At 47.3% G+C, this 16,511-nt stretch carries 17 protein-coding genes; 8 read left to right on the forward strand and 9 right to left on the reverse strand.

Going from position 1 to position 16,511, the window contains the following annotated elements:
• Nucleotides 1–78 precede the first annotated feature (78 nt).
• Nucleotides 79–1,410: a DNA recombination protein RmuC gene (locus tag H9I36_RS04340; protein ID WP_187384156.1), complete on the forward strand. Its 1,332-nt coding sequence runs from the start codon at nt 79–81 to the stop codon at nt 1,408–1,410.
• A gap of 12 nt (nt 1,411–1,422) precedes the next feature.
• Here the strand turns inward: H9I36_RS04340 and H9I36_RS04345 are convergent, their stop codons facing one another.
• Nucleotides 1,423–1,821, reverse strand: a complete 399-nt coding sequence (locus H9I36_RS04345; RefSeq protein ID WP_187384157.1) for a VanZ family protein — start codon at nt 1,819–1,821, stop codon at nt 1,423–1,425.
• Nucleotides 1,822–2,033: 212 nt separating this feature from the next.
• Here H9I36_RS04345 and H9I36_RS12800 point away from each other — a divergent pair, with 212 nt between their 5' ends.
• Nucleotides 2,034–3,248, forward strand: a complete 1,215-nt coding sequence (locus H9I36_RS12800; RefSeq protein WP_222864639.1) for a pyridoxamine 5'-phosphate oxidase family protein — start codon at nt 2,034–2,036, stop codon at nt 3,246–3,248.
• Between the two features lie 163 nt (nt 3,249–3,411).
• Nucleotides 3,412–3,852, forward strand: a complete 441-nt coding sequence (locus H9I36_RS04360; protein WP_187384158.1) for a Dps family protein — start codon at nt 3,412–3,414, stop codon at nt 3,850–3,852.
• 148 nt (nt 3,853–4,000) lie between these two features.
• Here the strand turns inward: H9I36_RS04360 and H9I36_RS04365 are convergent, their stop codons facing one another.
• Nucleotides 4,001–4,459 (reverse strand): YbhB/YbcL family Raf kinase inhibitor-like protein, encoded by a 459-nt coding sequence (locus H9I36_RS04365; RefSeq protein WP_187384159.1) that lies wholly within the window; start codon nt 4,457–4,459, stop codon nt 4,001–4,003.
• A 195-nt stretch (nt 4,460–4,654) separates the two neighbouring features.
• On the opposite strand from H9I36_RS04365, the gene H9I36_RS04370 reads away from it, so the two are divergent.
• The 4 genes from H9I36_RS04370 (at nt 4,655) to H9I36_RS04385 (ending at nt 8,270) form a co-directional block, all read left to right on the forward strand.
• Nucleotides 4,655–5,254 carry a flavodoxin gene (locus H9I36_RS04370; protein WP_187384160.1) on the forward strand — a complete coding sequence of 200 codons (600 nt, stop codon included), beginning with the start codon at nt 4,655–4,657 and terminating at the stop codon, nt 5,252–5,254.
• Between the two features lie 362 nt (nt 5,255–5,616).
• Entirely contained in the window at nt 5,617–6,300 is a 684-nt protein-coding gene (gene alsE, locus H9I36_RS04375) for a D-allulose 6-phosphate 3-epimerase (protein ID WP_187384161.1), read from the forward strand.
• Complete coding sequence (gene alsK, locus H9I36_RS04380) at nt 6,301–7,215, forward strand: allose kinase (protein WP_187384162.1); 915 nt, start codon at nt 6,301–6,303, stop codon at nt 7,213–7,215.
• 8 nt (nt 7,216–7,223) lie between these two features.
• Nucleotides 7,224–8,270, forward strand: coding sequence for a TIGR02757 family protein (locus H9I36_RS04385; protein ID WP_187384163.1), 1,047 nt, complete (start codon nt 7,224–7,226; stop codon nt 8,268–8,270).
• Between the two features lie 170 nt (nt 8,271–8,440).
• Here the strand turns inward: H9I36_RS04385 and H9I36_RS04390 are convergent, their stop codons facing one another.
• The 6 genes from H9I36_RS04390 to H9I36_RS04415 all read right to left on the reverse strand — a co-directional run bounded on the left by H9I36_RS04390 (nt 8,441) and on the right by H9I36_RS04415 (nt 14,214).
• Nucleotides 8,441–9,655: an SH3 domain-containing protein gene (locus tag H9I36_RS04390; RefSeq protein ID WP_187384164.1), complete on the reverse strand. Its 1,215-nt coding sequence runs from the start codon at nt 9,653–9,655 to the stop codon at nt 8,441–8,443.
• Between the two features lie 142 nt (nt 9,656–9,797).
• Nucleotides 9,798–10,139, reverse strand: coding sequence for a type II toxin-antitoxin system HicB family antitoxin (locus H9I36_RS04395; protein ID WP_255422657.1), 342 nt, complete (start codon nt 10,137–10,139; stop codon nt 9,798–9,800).
• Nucleotides 10,129–10,392: a type II toxin-antitoxin system HicA family toxin gene (locus H9I36_RS04400; RefSeq protein ID WP_187384166.1), complete on the reverse strand. Its 264-nt coding sequence runs from the start codon at nt 10,390–10,392 to the stop codon at nt 10,129–10,131. Before H9I36_RS04400 ends, H9I36_RS04395 begins: the two co-directional genes overlap by 11 nt.
• A gap of 144 nt (nt 10,393–10,536) precedes the next feature.
• The gene (locus H9I36_RS04405; RefSeq protein ID WP_187384167.1) at nt 10,537–11,601 is read right to left on the reverse strand and encodes a M42 family metallopeptidase; all 1,065 of its coding nucleotides are present in this window, start codon (nt 11,599–11,601) and stop codon (nt 10,537–10,539) included.
• A gap of 73 nt (nt 11,602–11,674) precedes the next feature.
• Complete coding sequence (locus H9I36_RS04410) at nt 11,675–13,012, reverse strand: Na+/H+ antiporter NhaC family protein (RefSeq protein WP_187384168.1); 1,338 nt, start codon at nt 13,010–13,012, stop codon at nt 11,675–11,677.
• 242 nt (nt 13,013–13,254) lie between these two features.
• Nucleotides 13,255–14,214, reverse strand: coding sequence for a DMT family transporter (locus H9I36_RS04415; protein WP_187384169.1), 960 nt, complete (start codon nt 14,212–14,214; stop codon nt 13,255–13,257).
• A 117-nt stretch (nt 14,215–14,331) separates the two neighbouring features.
• On the opposite strand from H9I36_RS04415, the gene H9I36_RS04420 reads away from it, so the two are divergent.
• Nucleotides 14,332–15,177, forward strand: coding sequence for a phosphohydrolase (locus H9I36_RS04420; RefSeq protein WP_187384170.1), 846 nt, complete (start codon nt 14,332–14,334; stop codon nt 15,175–15,177).
• A gap of 371 nt (nt 15,178–15,548) precedes the next feature.
• Here H9I36_RS04420 and H9I36_RS04425 read toward each other — a convergent pair whose 3' ends face one another.
• Nucleotides 15,549–16,337 carry a formylglycine-generating enzyme family protein gene (locus H9I36_RS04425; protein ID WP_187384171.1) on the reverse strand — a complete coding sequence of 263 codons (789 nt, stop codon included), beginning with the start codon at nt 16,335–16,337 and terminating at the stop codon, nt 15,549–15,551.
• Nucleotides 16,338–16,511 lie beyond the last annotated feature (174 nt).

A 16,511-nucleotide genomic window follows, 5' to 3' on the forward strand; every position in this document is an offset into this window, starting at 1 on the left:
TACTGAAAAACAATAGACGCATCGACAGAGCCGCTTCGACGGATCGCAGAGCGAAGGGCGGCGAAGGAGTTTTCGATTATGGAATTGCAGTTTTTTATCGCGATCACGGGATTGCTTTTGCTTGCCGTCATTTTATTGATCGTGCTTATCATTAAAACCGGCGGAACCGATTCACGGACGATTATCAATCGGCTTGAAAATTACGAAAAAAATCTAAAAGACGAATTCGATCGGAGCAGAAAAGAAAATTCCGAAAGCGACAGAGAATCGCGAAAAGAAAACACCGAAACGCTCGTAAAATTCCAAGAATCGATAAACGGAAAACTTGATACGCTGACAAAAAACACGCACGAATCCCTGACTAATAATTTAACAAAATTTATGGCGCTCCTTTCTCAAAAGTTCGACAGCCTGTCGAGTGCGACGCAGGCAAACCTTTTTAAACAGCAGGAAACCATACAGGCCGGCCTTAAAAATATGCAGGACAACAACGAAAAAAAACTCGAACAGATGCGCATGACGGTAGACGAAAAACTGCAATCGACGCTTGAAAAGCGATTGTCGAGTTCGTTCGAAATCGTGAGCAAGCAGCTCGAAGCCGTGCAAAAAGGACTCGGCGAAATGCAAAATCTTGCAAGCGATGTCGGCGGGCTCAAACGCGCATTGACAAATGTAAAGTCCGCCGGAGGTATGGGCGAAGTGCAGCTCGAAGCCATCCTCAGCGATTTTTTGTCGGCCGAGCAATACGAAAAAAACGCACATCCGAATCCGTCCAATCCGAAAAAGGTCGTCGAGTTTGCCGTAAAGATTCCGTCGAAAAGCACGGAACGCGATTATATCTATCTGCCGCTCGATTCGAAATATCCCGTTGCGATTTGGGACAAGCTGACACTGGCGTATGAAAAAGCGGATAAGGTCGAAATCGAATCGCAAAAAAAAGCGCTTGTTTCCGAGATACGGAGCATGGCAAAAGATATTAAAGAAAAATATATCGAAGTTCCGTATACGACCGATTTCGGCATACTGTTCGTTCCGTACGAAAGTTTGTATGCGGAGCTGAACCGCATTCCGGGTTTTGTGCAGCAGCTGCAAAACGATTTTAAAGTTACGGTATCGGGACCGACGACGCTGACGGCGCTTTTGAACAGTTTGCAGATGGGTTTCCGCACGCTCGCGATCCAAAAAGAGACGAGCAAAGTGTGGGAATTGCTCGGTGCGGTAAAAACGGAATTCGGAAAATTCGGCACGGTTTTGGCAAAGACAAAAGAAAAGCTGCAGTCGGCAACGAATGAAATCGAAAAAGCGGAAACGCGCAGCCGCGCCATCGAAAGAAAATTGACGCGGGTCGAATCTCTTCCCCAATCGGATGGCGAAAAAATACTCATCGATACGGCTTTCGACGCGGAATGATTTTTCATATTGTCAAGCGGCTGCGTCCTTTTTTCGCCGTACGATTGTCGTGCGCAAAAGAGACGCGGCAAACGCGCCGGTACAGTCGGCAATCCAATCGTATACGGAAGCGTCACGGCCGGGAACGAATATTTGATGGATTTCATCGCTTGCCCCGTAACAGGCGGCGGCGATGCACACGATCAAAACGCATACGGCAAGCTTTGACTTCCACATATCTCTGCCGAGCCAATACGAAAAAGCGAACGCAAAGCACCCGAACGCGAGCGCATGCAAAACTTTATCCATGCCTGGAAACAATGCCGAATCGGGCAGCGGCAGTTTTGAGCGCGATGAAAGCATAAAAATAGCAAGTGCGACGACAATCGACATACAGCGCATACAATAAACGAAGCGTTTTTCGCTTGGCATTAGAGAACCTCCGTCGTACAACGGTTACAATAACCGCTGCGTTGTACGCGACAGTATAACGGAGGAAAGAGAATGATTACAATATGCCGTCTGAAGTTTAATAAAAGAGGCCGCTTTGCATATACTGCAAAACAGCCCTTGAGATGTTACATACATCGCTTGACGTAAATCGAACTTTGTTATACTAAAAAGCTGGGCGTACGGAGGTTCGCATGCGAAGAAAAGACAGAGAAGTGACCGATAGCCGGCAAATCGAAAGCATCATCGAAAAAGCGAAGGTCGTGCATGTCGGCATGATCGACGACGGCGTGCCCTACGTCGTACCGATGCAGTACGGTTATGTTTTTACCGACGGAGTGCTGATGCTCTATCTGCACAGCGCACAAGAGGGGCGCAAAATCGATTGTATTAAAAAAAATCCGAACGTTTTTATCGAACTCGAAACGGACATCGCTCTGATTTCCGGCGGAGACATTCCGTGCAAATACAGTTCCGCGTATGCGAGTGTTATGGGCGACGGTACGGCCGAAATCGTCGAAGATCCGAAGGAAAAAGTGTTCGGTTTGGAGTTGATTATGAAAACGCAAACCGGCAAAGCTTTTACCGTATCGGAGCGGATGGCGGCGGCGGTGAGCGTCATAAAGATTTCCGTTCCGCACGTGACGGCAAAGAGCCGGCCGAGCGAAGCGCCGAAAGACGTACGGCAGGAAACCGGTGCGATAAAAAGCGGCGATGCGAAAGCCCTCGTGTCCGGAAGCGGGGAAATCGAACGGGCTGCATCTGAAATCGAAAAGCCGGAAACGGAACGGCAAAACGACAAAAAGCCCGATCCGAAGCAAACGACGTATCTATTGGTTTTCAATCAAAACGGAAATGAAACGCCGTTCGCCCTGTTTGAAAACATCGACGAAGCGAAAAAGAGTCTTCGATCCGTTCCCGGTTATGCGATGACCGAAGAACGGGACGGCGATTTTTGCGACGTGCGCGAAACGCTGCGCCCCGAACTGCTTCCCGATTATACGGAAATCGAATACAACGGCAAGTGCATACCGCTCAGCCGTTTTATGTTTCCGGATACGGAAGATGTGGAAATCCTTTGGCGGGAAATTCCGAATATGGAAAAAGCAAATCGGGGACTTGCTGCCGGATATACGCGTGTGGACGCATACGTCATCGACAATGCGGAAGTGAAAGCGTATATCGAAAAGCGGGAGCGCGCATACGAACGCGCAAAAATTTTACTTGAACGGCAAGGCTGCGAAGTTGACAGGTCGTTTTTCGGTTCCGAAGACGGAGAGGCGATCGTGTATAAAAAAAAGGGAGAAAGCGATTGGCATTTTTTAATGCACATGGATCCCTCTTTCGTCGACGGCGCTCCCGACGATGAAAAGGATTTCGAACGCTGGCTGGAAGAAGATATGCAATAAACGGTACGGGATCGAAAGGTGCACGCGCTTGTATATCGTTTTTGAAATATCGGCACAACACTGTTGACGATTGCCGTTTTTTTTATTATTTTTAAATGAAGTTAGCGTAGTGCAATTTTTTGAAATTGCATAAAACTCAGACGCTTTCTAATACGAGGTTTATATGACAAAAGAATTGGAATCAAAATTAAATCTGTATCTTGCAAATCAGATGATTGATTATGTCAAAAAACATAATCTTCATTGGAACTTAAAGGGTACTCAGTTTTTTACCCTTCATGCAAAACTCGAAGAATTGTACGACGAAGCGAACGACATCCTCGATGAAGTTGCCGAACGCATTCTCGCACTCGGCGGCAATCCCGTTTCAAATATGAAAGAAGCGCTTGCAATGGCGACGATCAAAGAATTGGGCGACGGTCCGAAATCCGCCGACGAGACGATCCGCGCCCTCGTTTCCGACACCGACTATTGGATCAAAGATTCGAAAGAAATCGTCGAACTTGCGGAAAAAGAAGGCGACGGTGTGACGGCCGACATATTCAACGGTTTTACAAAAGGATATCAAAAATTGGCGTGGATGCTGAAAGCTTATAACAGCTGACAGCTTTCTCCGCTCCTATGCTGACAGTCATAAAAAAACGCGGCGTTTTGCTTTACCGAAAGCGATGCCGCGTTTTTTATTCGTACGGAGGATTTAATATCCCGTCGCTTTGCGTCGAAGTATGTCGATTCGTTCGCGCAAGATAACGTTATTTTTTGAAATTATCCAACGCGCCGAACATACCGGTGAGCGATGCGCTTTCGATTTCGTGTCCGGAGATCGCATCTTTGAGCGCTTTGACGTCGCTGCCCGGGCGAAGATCGATCGTCGCGTCAAGCGCATACAGGTAAAAGATATAACGATGCGTACCGAACGGCGGCTGCGGCCCGTTGTAGCCGCTCGTACCCCAGCTCGTCTTTCCTTCTACGGCGCCGCGAGGAACAGCTCCTTCCCCGATCTCCGTCGTCTCGGGCGGAATATTCCACAGCGTCCAATGATAAAATCCTCCCGCACACGGTGCATCGGGATCGTGCATGATAAGGGCAAGGCTTTTTGCTCCGTTCGGTACCCCTTTGATTTTCAGCGGCGGAATGCGGTTCGCACCCATTTTTGCAAATTCTTTCGGCAGTTTTTCGCCGTCGGCAAATGCCGTGCTTGTCAGTTTCATAATGAGATGCCTCCCGCTTCTCATTGTATCGCAAGAGCGCGGAAAGTCAACACGCGTACTGTGCTGCATTGCCGGATCGCATAAAGGACGCTGCCGAAAACGTACATGAAAATGCGCACGCTTGTATAAGGCGCCGATACGCGGTATCTTTTATACAACGGGTCGATGTATGTGCGTCGCATTCAGAGGTACGATATGAATAAAATAAAAATCATCACCGCTTTGGTTTTCGTTTTCGCGGCGGTCGGCGTACAAGCCAAGCCGAAAGAACGGAAATCGCTCGTCGTCTATTTTTCCCGCGCCGATGAAAATTCCAAAGTCGGTTATATCACCGAAGGCAATACCGCAATCGTCGCAAAGCTCATTGCGGAAAAGATGCACGCCGACATATTCGAGATCGTGCCGGAAAAACCGTACCCCGCCGATTACGAAAGCTGTGTTGCGTATGTGAAAGAAGAGCAGCGGAATAAAGCGCGTCCCGCATATACGGGCGATGTCGATATCGCGCCTTACGATACGATCTTTATCGGCTATCCGATTTGGTGGGGCGACTTGCCGCCGGTCGTGTATACGTTTATCGAAAAGCACGATATGGACGGCAAGACGATCATTCCGTTTTGCACGCACGAGGGGAGCGGTATGTCGGGAACCGCCCGCGTATTCCGCCGTATGTTCAAGCATGCGACGGTAAACACCGGCATTTCGGTGCTCGGCCATATCGCGCAAAACGACAGACATAAGGCGGATATCGCGGTGACGACGCAGCTCAAATTGATGCTGCGCTTTATTCAATAAATTGTTAATTTTTTATCTGCGGGGCGATTTAAAACCGGCAGCAGGCGCATCGCATTCCGTTAAGGTTTGTGCCGATACGGTACAGCAACTGACGAAACGATAACGGTACCTGTCGAACGGTATGCCGAATTCAAATTTGGAGGTATGATAAAAAGCGCCGTCTGAAATAGCGTCGTCGCTTTTTATTTCGAGTTTGCGCGGATGTTTGCGGAAGATATGTACGCATATCGTTTTTATGAATATCGAATGAATACGATACAGTAGATTTTCGCAAACTCGATTATTGAACGTGTGCGCTCGCGCGCACGGCTAAAAACTTTTCGGAAGTTGCAACTTCCTGCAAAGTTTTTATTGGAGGAAATATGAAAGTCTTATTCAATCCGTCGCTCATGTGTATGAATCTCATGGAATTGAAAGCGCAGCTTGAAATCATCAACGAAAAAGCTGATTTGGTTCATGTCGATATCATGGACGGACACTACGTAAAAAATATTACGCTCTCTCCCTTTTTCGTGGAATCGATCCGTGCAGCGTGCAAACTGCCGATCGACTGTCATCTCATGGTAACGAACCCCGAAGACTTCGTCGCCGCTCTTGCAAAAGCCGGAGCCGACTACATCGTGCCGCATGCGGAAACGATTAACGCTCAGGCGTTTCGAATCCTCGACATGATTCATTCGCATAAGTGCAAGGCGGGTGTTGCGATCAATCCCGCGACTCCCGTTTCCGTGCTGCTGCCCTACATTCACCGGCTCGATAAAATCACGGTGATGAGCGTCGATCCGGGATTTGCCGGACAGCCGTTTATTCCCGAAGTGCTTCCCAAAATAACGGAACTTAAAAATTTAAAAGCCGAAAAAGGATATTCGTATCTCATAGAAGTGGACGGTTCGTGCAATGCAAAAACTTTTAAACGGCTGTACGACGCGGGTGCGGAAGTGTACATCGTCGGCTCATCGGGGCTTTTCAACAACGATCCCGATTTGGCAAAAGCGTGGGATATCATGACGGATGCTTTTTATAAAGAGACGGGGTGCAAAGCGTAAATGGATACGGTCATCGGCATCGATATAGGCGGAACGAATTTACGGATCGGGTACGTCGATGAAGCGGGAACGATTTTCGGATTCGAAAAAAAATTCATCGGTGCGGTCGTAAAAGAAGATATCGTTTCCGATTTGGAACAAAAAATCGCCGCATATATACGGCAGCACGATTTGCAAAAAAGCTGCCGCGCCGTCGCGATCGGCGTACCGTCTTCGGTCAGCAAAAACAAAAGCTTTATCTATTCGACGCCGAATTTACCGGGCTTAAACAATATCGATTTGGGCGGGATTCTGCACGAGCGTTTACGGCTTCCCGTGTTTATCGACAGGGACGTAAATTACCTCTTGAACAACGACATCCGGGAATACAAGCTCGATGAAGCAAAAGAAAAAAATATTATCGGTATCTATGTCGGAACCGGCATCGGAAACGCGCTGTATATCAACGGCGGATTTTACACGGGGAAAAACGGCGTCGCGGGAGAATTGGGACATATTCCGATGCTCGGATCGCAGGCCGTTTGCGGCTGTGGAAATATCGGCTGTTCGGAAACGGTCGCGTCGGGACGATACCTTGAAAAAATGTGCAAAGAGAATTTTTCCGAAATCGATATAAAAGAAATTTTTGTTAAGAAGTGCGATCACCCTCTCGTGCAGGATTTTCTAAAAACACTTGCGTATGTCATCGCAACGGAAATCAATATCATCGATCCCGATTACGTGATCCTTTCGGGCGGTGTGCTTGCGATGCGGGGGTTTCCGACGGAAACGCTCATGACCTTTATGCGCCGGCACATACGCGCCCCGTATCCGCATGACAATATCGAATTTATTTACCCTGAGCATACGCAGGAAAGCGGCGTAAGAGGAGGCGCGCTGCTTGCGTTTGAAAAAATTGCGGAAAGAAAATTATAATCGCATCGATGGCTGACGTAAAAATCGTTCCTGAAGTAAAAAAACTTTTGTGCGAACTCGCGGACACATACGAAACCCGTGATTTTTCATCCGGCGATCCGAGCCTCATATTGCGGCGGTATCGTTCCGCGCGCGATACGGAAGTCGCCGCATTCATCACGGCGATGCTGTCGTTCGGAAAGCGCGAACAGTTTCTGCAAAAAGTGCAGACGATTTTCGCTTCGGCGGGAAAGCATCCCGCATCGTGGATACAAAGCGGGGTGTGGCAAAACGATTTTCCGCGCGGCAGTCGGAAATTTTATAGATTCTTTTCATACGATGATATGTGCGATCTCTTTGCCGCGCTGCAAAACATATTGGCGGAGCACGCGTCGTTCGGCGTTTACGTAAAAAAAGCATACAAAGCGGAATGTGCGGTATGGCGGGAAGTATACCGGTCGGAAGCTGTACCTGACGTGATCGCGGGCACAAAAGATATCGATCGCACAGAAAGCAAGCGTACCGTATTCGCTGTAGGCGGCATAAAAAGTGCAAATTGCACGGAAAGCGAACATAACGTATCCGCTGCCGGTATAAAACTTGCCTCTTGTAAACTTAACAAAAAAAGCGAAAGCGGTAAGCCGAGCGTTACCGGCATAAAAGCCGCAAATCGTAAAACCCGTCAAACCGAGTCCTTTGACGCGTCTTCCGCGATTTTGCACGTTATCGCGAGCGCGTTTCCGCAGTGCCGTGTCGTTCCGCAAAACGCGGGTTCGGCGAATAAGCGCATGAATATGTTTTTGCGCTGGATGGTGCGTACCGGCTCTCCCGTCGATATCGGTCTGTGGACGTGGTTTTCTCCTGCGGACTTAGTTATGCCGCTCGACACACACGTCCTCAAGCAAGCGAAAAAGCTCCGTCTCATATCCGAGCGAAGTGCGGGAACGGAAAAGACGGCGCGCGAACTGACCCGCGCGCTCAAGCAGATTTGGCCGGACGATCCGTGCCGCGGCGATTTTGCGCTGTTCGGACTCGGTGTTTTACCGGAATACGCGAGCACTACATTTTCCGAATAAGCGTCATTGCCTTTTTTATAAATTTCAATCGTGTTTCAAGTATGCCGGATATATCTTTGAACAATCACAGCAACCGCGCATCGTTCATGTTGCGAAGCGAGGCGGTCGGTTTTTATCTTCGGGATGCACGTTTATCGGGGAGCGATTTGCATTGAGGTGATTTCGTCTTTTTATGGTCTGAAAACGGAATATTCTTTTAACCCGACCAAAATAACATTATTCCCGTCAATCTTAAAAAACATTTCAATTTGTTCATACTCATTGAATAGATATTCAACCAAAACATTTGCATCTGTATATTCTTTTTCAAATTCTTCCGTTGTCGTTTCAACAAAGTCGTTTATCGTAGGTTGTATTGAGTCTATAACATTTGCGTGTGTTATTAAATCCGATTTCATAAAATCGAACGCCCTTTTTACATCTTCGGTTTCCGCCAGCAAGTTCTGATATGAAAAATTCGTATTTTCCATATAATCACCGATTTTTAAATTTACAGCGGATTTTTTATTTGCATATTTCGAATACGCTTTTACATCTCCGGTCGCAAGGGCTTTCAATATTTCATACGGAACGGTTTCGAGCTTTTCGGTAAGTTTTGAAACATCCCGTCTGTATTTAAAAACAGCGTCGTTATAATTTTTTATAAATTGCTTTAAAAATCGTTTATAGCAATCGGGGCCGGTAATTTTATAATACGGATTATTATTAATATATAAATATTCGCCGTCAATTTTCCAAGTCTGCGAGTAATAACGATTTTTCATCAAAAACACAGTCTTATCCGGAGATATCGATTCCAATTCAAATTCTTCCGCTTCTCCGTCTCCGCCGTGAATCCACGTTCCGTTTTCATATGAAACGGAATGACAACCCAAACCGAAACCGTAATCTTTTCCCCATGGAGTATCTATTTCTTTCGGTTCGGAAATTGTTTTATGCGGACTGCCTACAAAATAAAGCCCTGCTAATTTTTCCCATGCGGCGGCATCCGATTCATTTTTAAATTGAATCTTTTCAATCTTAAAATCTCGGTTGCTCGAATCGATATAATCAAACCTGCCGACATAATCGGACAAATAACCGCCGAAGCACCAACCTTTTGTCCCTTTTTTTATAACGTCTCCCGACTTTGATTTTCCGTTTAAAACTTCTATCTTCACCCAATTACTGCGAATTGAATCGATTATTTCTTCTTTTCCCAATTCCAGTATTTTTACTTTAGAGCCGACCCTCATAACGGCGACAACGGAACTTGCCGTTGATTCCTCCGAACGCAATCTAAGATTTTCTTTTACATACATTTCTTTATTTATTTGCATATTTGTTTCTGCAAATATAAATAGAGCGATAAAAAAGAATCCGGTGCTACAAAATATTTTTTTCATTTTTTCCTCCGGGAATCATATTGTCGGTGTGTGAGTATAGCAAATTTTCAGTCGCACGACATCGTCTTTGAACAATCACAGCAACCGCGCATCGTTCATGTTGCGAAGCGAAGCAGCAGGGTTTTATCTTCGAGCCGTGCGTTTATCGGGGGGCGATTTGCATTGCGGCAATTTCGTCTTTTAACGACTTCTCTACGAAGCTGTTAAGCGACATATCAAGCTTTTTTGCGGCGACGGCAACTTGACTGTGAAATAACGGCGTGAGGCGGACATTGAACTTACCGGAATAGGGTTTTTCGGGTTCGATACCGTCTTCTTTGCACCATTCAAGATAATCATCGACCGAAGCACGGAACTCTTTTTCGATCTCGTCCACTGTAGTACCTTGAAATGTAATAATCGTGCGGGTATTGATTACTTCTCCGGAAAAAATGTGTGCACTATCATCATATTCGACGGTACCTATAAAGCCTTTATAATTCATCATATTTTACTCCCGCATTATTTAAAAATTTCCGCATCGATTTTATGGCACCTTTGTCCGTAATTTTTTGCGGGTGCGGACGATGAAAAACAGCCCGTTCGCCGTTCAGCTCGATACGCACTCGTGAACCGTGTCCTTCCGATATTTTGGCTCCCAAAGCACGCAAAAGATTTTCTATTTCCCGCCATGCAATATCCGCCTGTACGGGATCCTTAAATATCGCGTCGTACAATTTTTTTTGCTTCGCGTTCACAGATAAACAGTACTATAAATCGGTACCATTGTAAATATGTGCGTTGTCCGTCCGCCGAATTTTAAATCCTGCCGAATATCGGGATGCGGCGACACGAATAAAAAAAACGGAAAAGCGAAAGCCTTTCCGTTTTCAATCACAGTTTCAGTCGATACTCTGTATGTATTTTAAGATAAGATCGACAGCACCTTCCAGGTCGTCGATATGCACCGTGCCGACGGCCGTATGCATATAGCGCTGCGGAACGGATATGATGCCGGTGAGCACGCCGCTTCCGCTCGTTGCGAGCGTCCATCCGTCGGTACCGCCGTTGATCAAAACTTCGCGCTGGAATTCGATGTTGTTTTTTTCGGCGACCGCTTCGAAAGCGCGCGTCATCTTTTTGGAAACGTTGTTTCCCATCGTGGAACCCATATCCCAATCGTAATATTTAATGGCAGGGCCTTTTCCGAGTTCGATGCAGCATTCGCTCAGTTCAAGTCCGGACGCTCCGCCTGCAATCGTTACGTCTACGACGATCGCGACATCGGGCTTGACCGAAAAACCCGCAACTCCCGCTCCGCGCGCGCCGACTTCTTCCTGCACCGTTCCGATGAGGGTCAATTCGTTTTTTATGCCGGCTTCTTTCGCGCGCCGCATCACTTCGCAGATGACCGTACAGCCTACACGGTTATCGACGGATTTGCCTGTATAGATTTTACCGCCGTTAATAAATTTTCCCGTTCTCTGATAGTGACCGTAATCGCCGATACGCACACCGAGCTTTTCGGTTTCCGCTCTCGTAAGCGTGCCGACATCGACATAGATACTGTCGAACGGGATCACTTTTTCTCCTTCATCGCCTTTGAGCATGTGCGCGGGTTTATAACCGGTGACGCCTTCGATCATGCCGTCTTTGGTTTTGATTTCGACGTCCTGATTTATGAGCATGCGGTCGTCGTGATATCCCACAGGCGCGATCAAAAGCTGACCGTTGTCGTCGATATAGCGTACGATAAAACCGATTTCATCCATGTGCGCGGCCAACGCAATTTTTTTATTGCCGCCCCGCGCGTTTTGCGTAAGGATAATATTGCCGAGCGCATCTTCTCTGCAGCTGTCGTAAAAACCTTCGAGTTCTTTTTTTATCTGCGCAGCAACCGCTTCTTCTTCACCCGAAACGCCGAACGTGTTGTCGAGCGCGCTCAATGTTTTTGCCAATCGTTCCATATATCATACTTCCTCAAACTGAATAAAATTATGATACCGCTAAAATTCCAATCGGATTTTTAGCGGTATCCCGTTATGCTATAAATCCGAATACCGTATATAAAATCGCCGACACGATTACGCCGATGATGCCGTAGGGGAGCGATGAAAAACTCGTTTCCGCAGGCGATATTTCACATGCGCCCGAATTGACGATAACCGCATCGCCGTACATACAGATTTGGCTTCCCCATGCGGAAGCGGAAAAGATCGCAGCCGAAACCAGATACGGGTTGGCTCCGATCTGCGTCGCAAGCGGAACGGCGATGGGAAGCATAACCGCAGCCATATCCCAAAACATTCCCGTAAAATATGCAAACGCCGTCGCCGTCAAAAACACGACGAGAGGGAGCATCTTACCGGACATAAACGGGCGAACCAAATCGATGATGTATTCCGCCAAACCGAGTTTTGTATTCGCATCGACGAGGACGAAAGCGATTGCCAAAATACACGCGATCGGCAGCATATTTTTCATGCCTTCCAATGCGATATCCATAAAATCTTTTATGTTTAATTTTTTCGTAACGGAATACAAAACGATCGCCGCAATGAGCGCACCGACGATCCCCTTCAAAACATCTATGCCGGTAATGATCGTCACCGCAATCAAAACCGCTACCGGTATGATAAAAAACCACACCGGCGAAGATGCGCCTTTATCGTCAGCCTGCGGGATATCCGTATCCGAAAAAACACCTTTTTCCGCGTTCGCTTCGTGTTTTTTCATCGGGCCGATGTTGGGTATGACCTGCAGCGCGACGAGCAGCGAAATAGTGATTGCAATCATCGGATAGAATTGAAACGGGATCGTTTTTATGTAGCCCGCCATCGCGTTTCCGTCGACCGAAAGATTTTGACTCGCGATAAGGCCGGAATAAAACACCGCCCACGTCGAAATCGGAATAAGCGATGAAAAGGTTCCTGCCGTCGAATTCGTAAGATAGGCGATTTTCGCGCGCGATATCTTGTGTTCGTCTCCGACTTTTTTCATCGATGCGCCGATGACCAAATTGTGCAGATAGTCGTCGATGAATATGGCGAGCGACGAAACCCACAACAGCAGCATTGCGCTTCGTTTCGTTTTTGCGTATCTGCCGATGGTTTTGCTGAAACCGCTGAGCGCTCCCGACTGTTCGATCAGTTGAAGCAAAATTCCGAAAAAGAGCGTTACCAGGATGACCCACAAAACGCTGTCGGTTTTCAAAACTTCGATCAGCGAATCCAGCCATGCGCCGATAAAATTCTGCTTTGCCAAAATGATAAATCCGATCAACGAACCTATCAAAAGCGAATCCAGCGTCTTTTTTGTCGTAATTGCGATAACAAATACGAATACAACGGGGATGAGCGCGATGATACCGTACTCCATACCAAATCCTCCTTGCGTTTAAAGATAAAAATCTTTAGTTGTTTTTGATGATCACATATCATTGTGTAGTACAAGACAGTTTCACCGATTTTACTTTTTTAATTTTGTTATATTAACACGAGTATTTTTATCTGTCAAATTTTTAGTTTTTAGTTTTTATTGTGTTTTGTTAATTTACACCGCAAGATGTTTATACATTTTTTCCGTCCGCGTGTCGTTTTCCGAAAAGCCTGCCGCGGCGCTTACATTTGACTGCGGGTTTTTTTATTTGACAGCATGAGTCCGCAGATCGTAAGCATAACGCCCGCTATACCGGGTACGGTGATCCGCTCTCCGAGTGCAAAATACGCGAAAACAATCGTCACGACGGGTATCAAATAGATGCCGACGGTCGCACGGACGGCGCCGAGCTTATCACATGCGGTGTTCCACGCGGCAAAGCAGAGCGCGGATGCGGCGACGCCGAGAAAAAGCAGGTTTACCCAGTTGAGCGGTTTTGCAAATCGAACCATGTTGACGGCCGTATCGAAGCTTACAAAAAAATTATTGTTGTTTTTTGCAAGCGGAGAGAATACGCCGAAGAGTACGAGCGGTGCCATAAAGATAAGCGCATAAAAAAATATGCGCCGTACCGCCGCCAATTTGTTGAGACGCAGCGCGTTGATCTTTGTGACGAAAAGCGTATAAAATCCCCACGAAACGGCCGAACCGAGCGCGAGCAGATCGCCTTTCGGTTTTAAGTGAAATTCCGCCGCACCGTTAAAGCTTACGAGCGCGACACCTGAAATCGCGATGATAAAACCTGTAATAAAAAAAGGTGTAACGTGTTTTTCATGTAAAAAAATCTGCGCGGTGATTGCGGCGAAAATCGGACAGATGGAAACGATGACGCTTACGTTGGATGCCGACGAAAACATGATCGCGATGTTTTCGAGAAATTGATATACGGCGACGCCGCTTAAACCGGCTGCTGCGAAAAGATATTCGTCTTTTTTGCGTTCGAGTCTGAGTCGATGCGGGCACAAAATCCACAGCATAGCGTATGCGAATAAAAATCGGATAATGAGAATTTCGAGCGCGGAAAAATCTTTTAAAAGCGATTTCGTGCACACAAAGGTTATGCCCCACACGAAGATCGAAAAAGCGGCAAAGAAAAAACCGGCAAACGATTTTGATTTTTGCCGCTGCGAATTTTCAAGCATGGCAAAAGTATAACACATTCGCCCGCTTTTTTCACGCGTATGTTTCCGTGCGCAGCCCGTGACGTTTTTACGCATTCCGTTTACAATAGAAGTCGCACTTATACATAGGAGCAAATCATGAAAACCGAACGATCGCCGAAAGAAATTTCGGTCGATAAAAAAATCATATCCGCGCTTGAAAAGCTCATTGCGCTTACTCCGGAAAAAGACGGCCTGCCGCTCTTCGTTGCAAAAGCGCTTATGCGCGATCAGGAAATCGAAGCGGTGCAAAATTACGCCAACAGCGTTTCCATCGTGCGGCTCGGCTACAACGATCACGGGCCGGTACACATGCGCACGGTGACGCACAACGCGATCAAAATGACGGAGATATTGTACAAAGCGGGCGTACAGTTGAGTCTGCAAAAAGAAAAAGCGGGCACCTTTGCCGACAGTTTGACCGCCGTCATATTCGCGTCGTTTTTGCACGACTTCGGCATGTCGATCGGCCGTCAGGATCACGAATTGTACAGCGTTTTTCTCGCGCTCCCCGTCATCGAACGGCTGCTCAACAAATTTATTCCCGGAGGCGAAAACCTCGTACGGCGCGTGACGATCCGCTCTCTTGCGATGGAAGGCATCGTCGGCCACATGGGTACGCGCAAAATCCATGCGCTCGAAGCGGGCATCATCCTCATCGCCGACGGCTGCGATATGACAAAGGGCAGAGCGCGCATTCCGCTCGGACTCGACAACGCTCCGTCAATTGGCGACATCCATAAATATTCGGCGAACTCGATCGAACGCGTCGAAATCGGAGCAGGCAGCGAAAAACCCCTGCGCATTCAAATATACATGTCGGGGGAAGTCGGCTTTTTCCAAATCGAAGAAGTGCTGCTGCAAAAAATCAACGCAAGCCCCGCAAAACCCTACATCGAACTGCTCGCCGGAGTCGAAGGCGAACCGATGAAACAATATTTATAGCAGTAAGATGTAATTTTATTAATTATTAACTTTCGTGGAGAAGAATCCGGGACGAACCCCTTTTTGCCATCCGCCCTTCCGCCGCTTGCTTTCGCGCGGCGTCCTCGCTCCGCTCCGGTCGCTGCCTCCGGCACGGCTCCACGGCGGCGTAGGCGGTATCGCAGTGCGAACGATTTGTTTGCAGGCGATGATGCCGATTAAGGGTTGTGTTTTTTCGATAAAGAAAATTTAAATTAATAAAACGGCATTCGCATAGTAAAATGTGTTAAGCGCAAATAAAATAATAAGTTACTTCTAAAAACTGCAGTTTTTAGAGGTTCCCAATTATTTGGTCGAATTTCGAGTTTTGGAAAATTCGATATTGAACCTATTTATTTTTTCGAGCGGACGACGCGCATACCGATAAAATTATAGCGGGAAGCGGGGCTGCCGCAGTTTCTGAAATACGGCGAGCAGTCGGACGCTTCGGCATTCCATGCGCCGCCGCGCCCCATGCGGTCGGTGTTATCGATCGTGCGGTCGGCGCCGCGCGGGTTTACGAATTCGCCGGGCATATAGCAATCGTACCAGTCCCAGCACCATTCCCACACATTTCCGAAAAGATCGTAAAAGCCGAGCACGGATGGCGATTTTAAGCACACGGCATGGGTCATGCAGTCGCTGTTGTTTTTGTTCCACGAGCGGTTTTCTTCGGCGTCTTTGGCGGCTTTTTTTTGTCCGTCGTGAATGCCGCCCCGCGCCGCATATTCCCATTCGGATTCTGTCGGCAGCCGGTAGCCGTTCGCATCCCAGCGGCATTCGGCGTTGTCCCATGCGTTGTTTTGTTCGTCGGGAACGGTGCCCCATTTTTTCGGATCGGACTCGCCTTTGATGATGTAGCACGGAGTCAATTTTTCAGCGATACTGCGTTTGTTGCAGTAGACAAATGCGTCGTATTGGCTGATGTGTTCGACGGGGCGCTTTGTCTGCGATTCGCCTTTTTTCGGACTGCTTGAAAAATATGCGGGATTTACGCCCATAATTTTTTTCCATTCGGCTTGGGTAACCAAGTGTTCGTCCATATAAAAATCGTCGACGGTGACGGTGTGTATCGGCCGTTCGTCAGCCATGCCGGTCGGAGAACCCATTTGAAATGTGCCGCCCTTAACTAAAATCATCATGTTTTAATATTATACCACACCTTTTGAAATTTATCAAAAAAAAGTGAGTTTTCGAAAAATTTCGCCTATCAGCTTGGATTTCAAGTTTTCTAAAATTCGAAATCTTCCTTACCATTTCGTTTACGAGGTGAAGGGCGAGTCCGGAAAGCACATCAATAACCCCGACGCAGAACA

The sequence above is a fragment of the Treponema sp. Marseille-Q4130 genome (assembly GCF_014334325.1).
GTDB lineage: Bacteria > Spirochaetota > Spirochaetia > Treponematales > Treponemataceae > Treponema_D.

Bases quoted from the DNA above. Each gene is read 5' to 3' on its own strand.
- H9I36_RS04395 (WP_255422657.1), bottom strand. From the start codon at position 10,139: ATGAATTATAAAGGCTTTATAGGTACCGTCGAATATGATGATAGTGCA.
- H9I36_RS04385 (WP_187384163.1), top strand. From the start codon at position 7,224: ATGGCTGACGTAAAAATCGTTCCTGAAGTAAAAAAACTTTTGTGCGAA.
- H9I36_RS04415 (WP_187384169.1), bottom strand. From the start codon at position 14,214: ATGCTTGAAAATTCGCAGCGGCAAAAATCAAAATCGTTTGCCGGTTTT.
- H9I36_RS04360 (WP_187384158.1), top strand. From the start codon at position 3,412: ATGACAAAAGAATTGGAATCAAAATTAAATCTGTATCTTGCAAATCAG.
- H9I36_RS04345 (WP_187384157.1), bottom strand. From the start codon at position 1,821: ATGCCAAGCGAAAAACGCTTCGTTTATTGTATGCGCTGTATGTCGATT.
- alsK (WP_187384162.1), top strand. From the start codon at position 6,301: ATGGATACGGTCATCGGCATCGATATAGGCGGAACGAATTTACGGATC.
- H9I36_RS04390 (WP_187384164.1), bottom strand. From the start codon at position 9,655: ATGAAAAAAATATTTTGTAGCACCGGATTCTTTTTTATCGCTCTATTT.
- H9I36_RS04410 (WP_187384168.1), bottom strand. From the start codon at position 13,012: ATGGAGTACGGTATCATCGCGCTCATCCCCGTTGTATTCGTATTTGTT.
- H9I36_RS12800 (WP_222864639.1), top strand. From the start codon at position 2,034: ATGCGAAGAAAAGACAGAGAAGTGACCGATAGCCGGCAAATCGAAAGC.
- alsE (WP_187384161.1), top strand. From the start codon at position 5,617: ATGAAAGTCTTATTCAATCCGTCGCTCATGTGTATGAATCTCATGGAA.
- H9I36_RS04420 (WP_187384170.1), top strand. From the start codon at position 14,332: ATGAAAACCGAACGATCGCCGAAAGAAATTTCGGTCGATAAAAAAATC.
- H9I36_RS04365 (WP_187384159.1), bottom strand. From the start codon at position 4,459: ATGAAACTGACAAGCACGGCATTTGCCGACGGCGAAAAACTGCCGAAA.
- H9I36_RS04405 (WP_187384167.1), bottom strand. From the start codon at position 11,601: ATGGAACGATTGGCAAAAACATTGAGCGCGCTCGACAACACGTTCGGC.
- H9I36_RS04340 (WP_187384156.1), top strand. From the start codon at position 79: ATGGAATTGCAGTTTTTTATCGCGATCACGGGATTGCTTTTGCTTGCC.
- H9I36_RS04425 (WP_187384171.1), bottom strand. From the start codon at position 16,337: ATGATGATTTTAGTTAAGGGCGGCACATTTCAAATGGGTTCTCCGACC.
- H9I36_RS04370 (WP_187384160.1), top strand. From the start codon at position 4,655: ATGAATAAAATAAAAATCATCACCGCTTTGGTTTTCGTTTTCGCGGCG.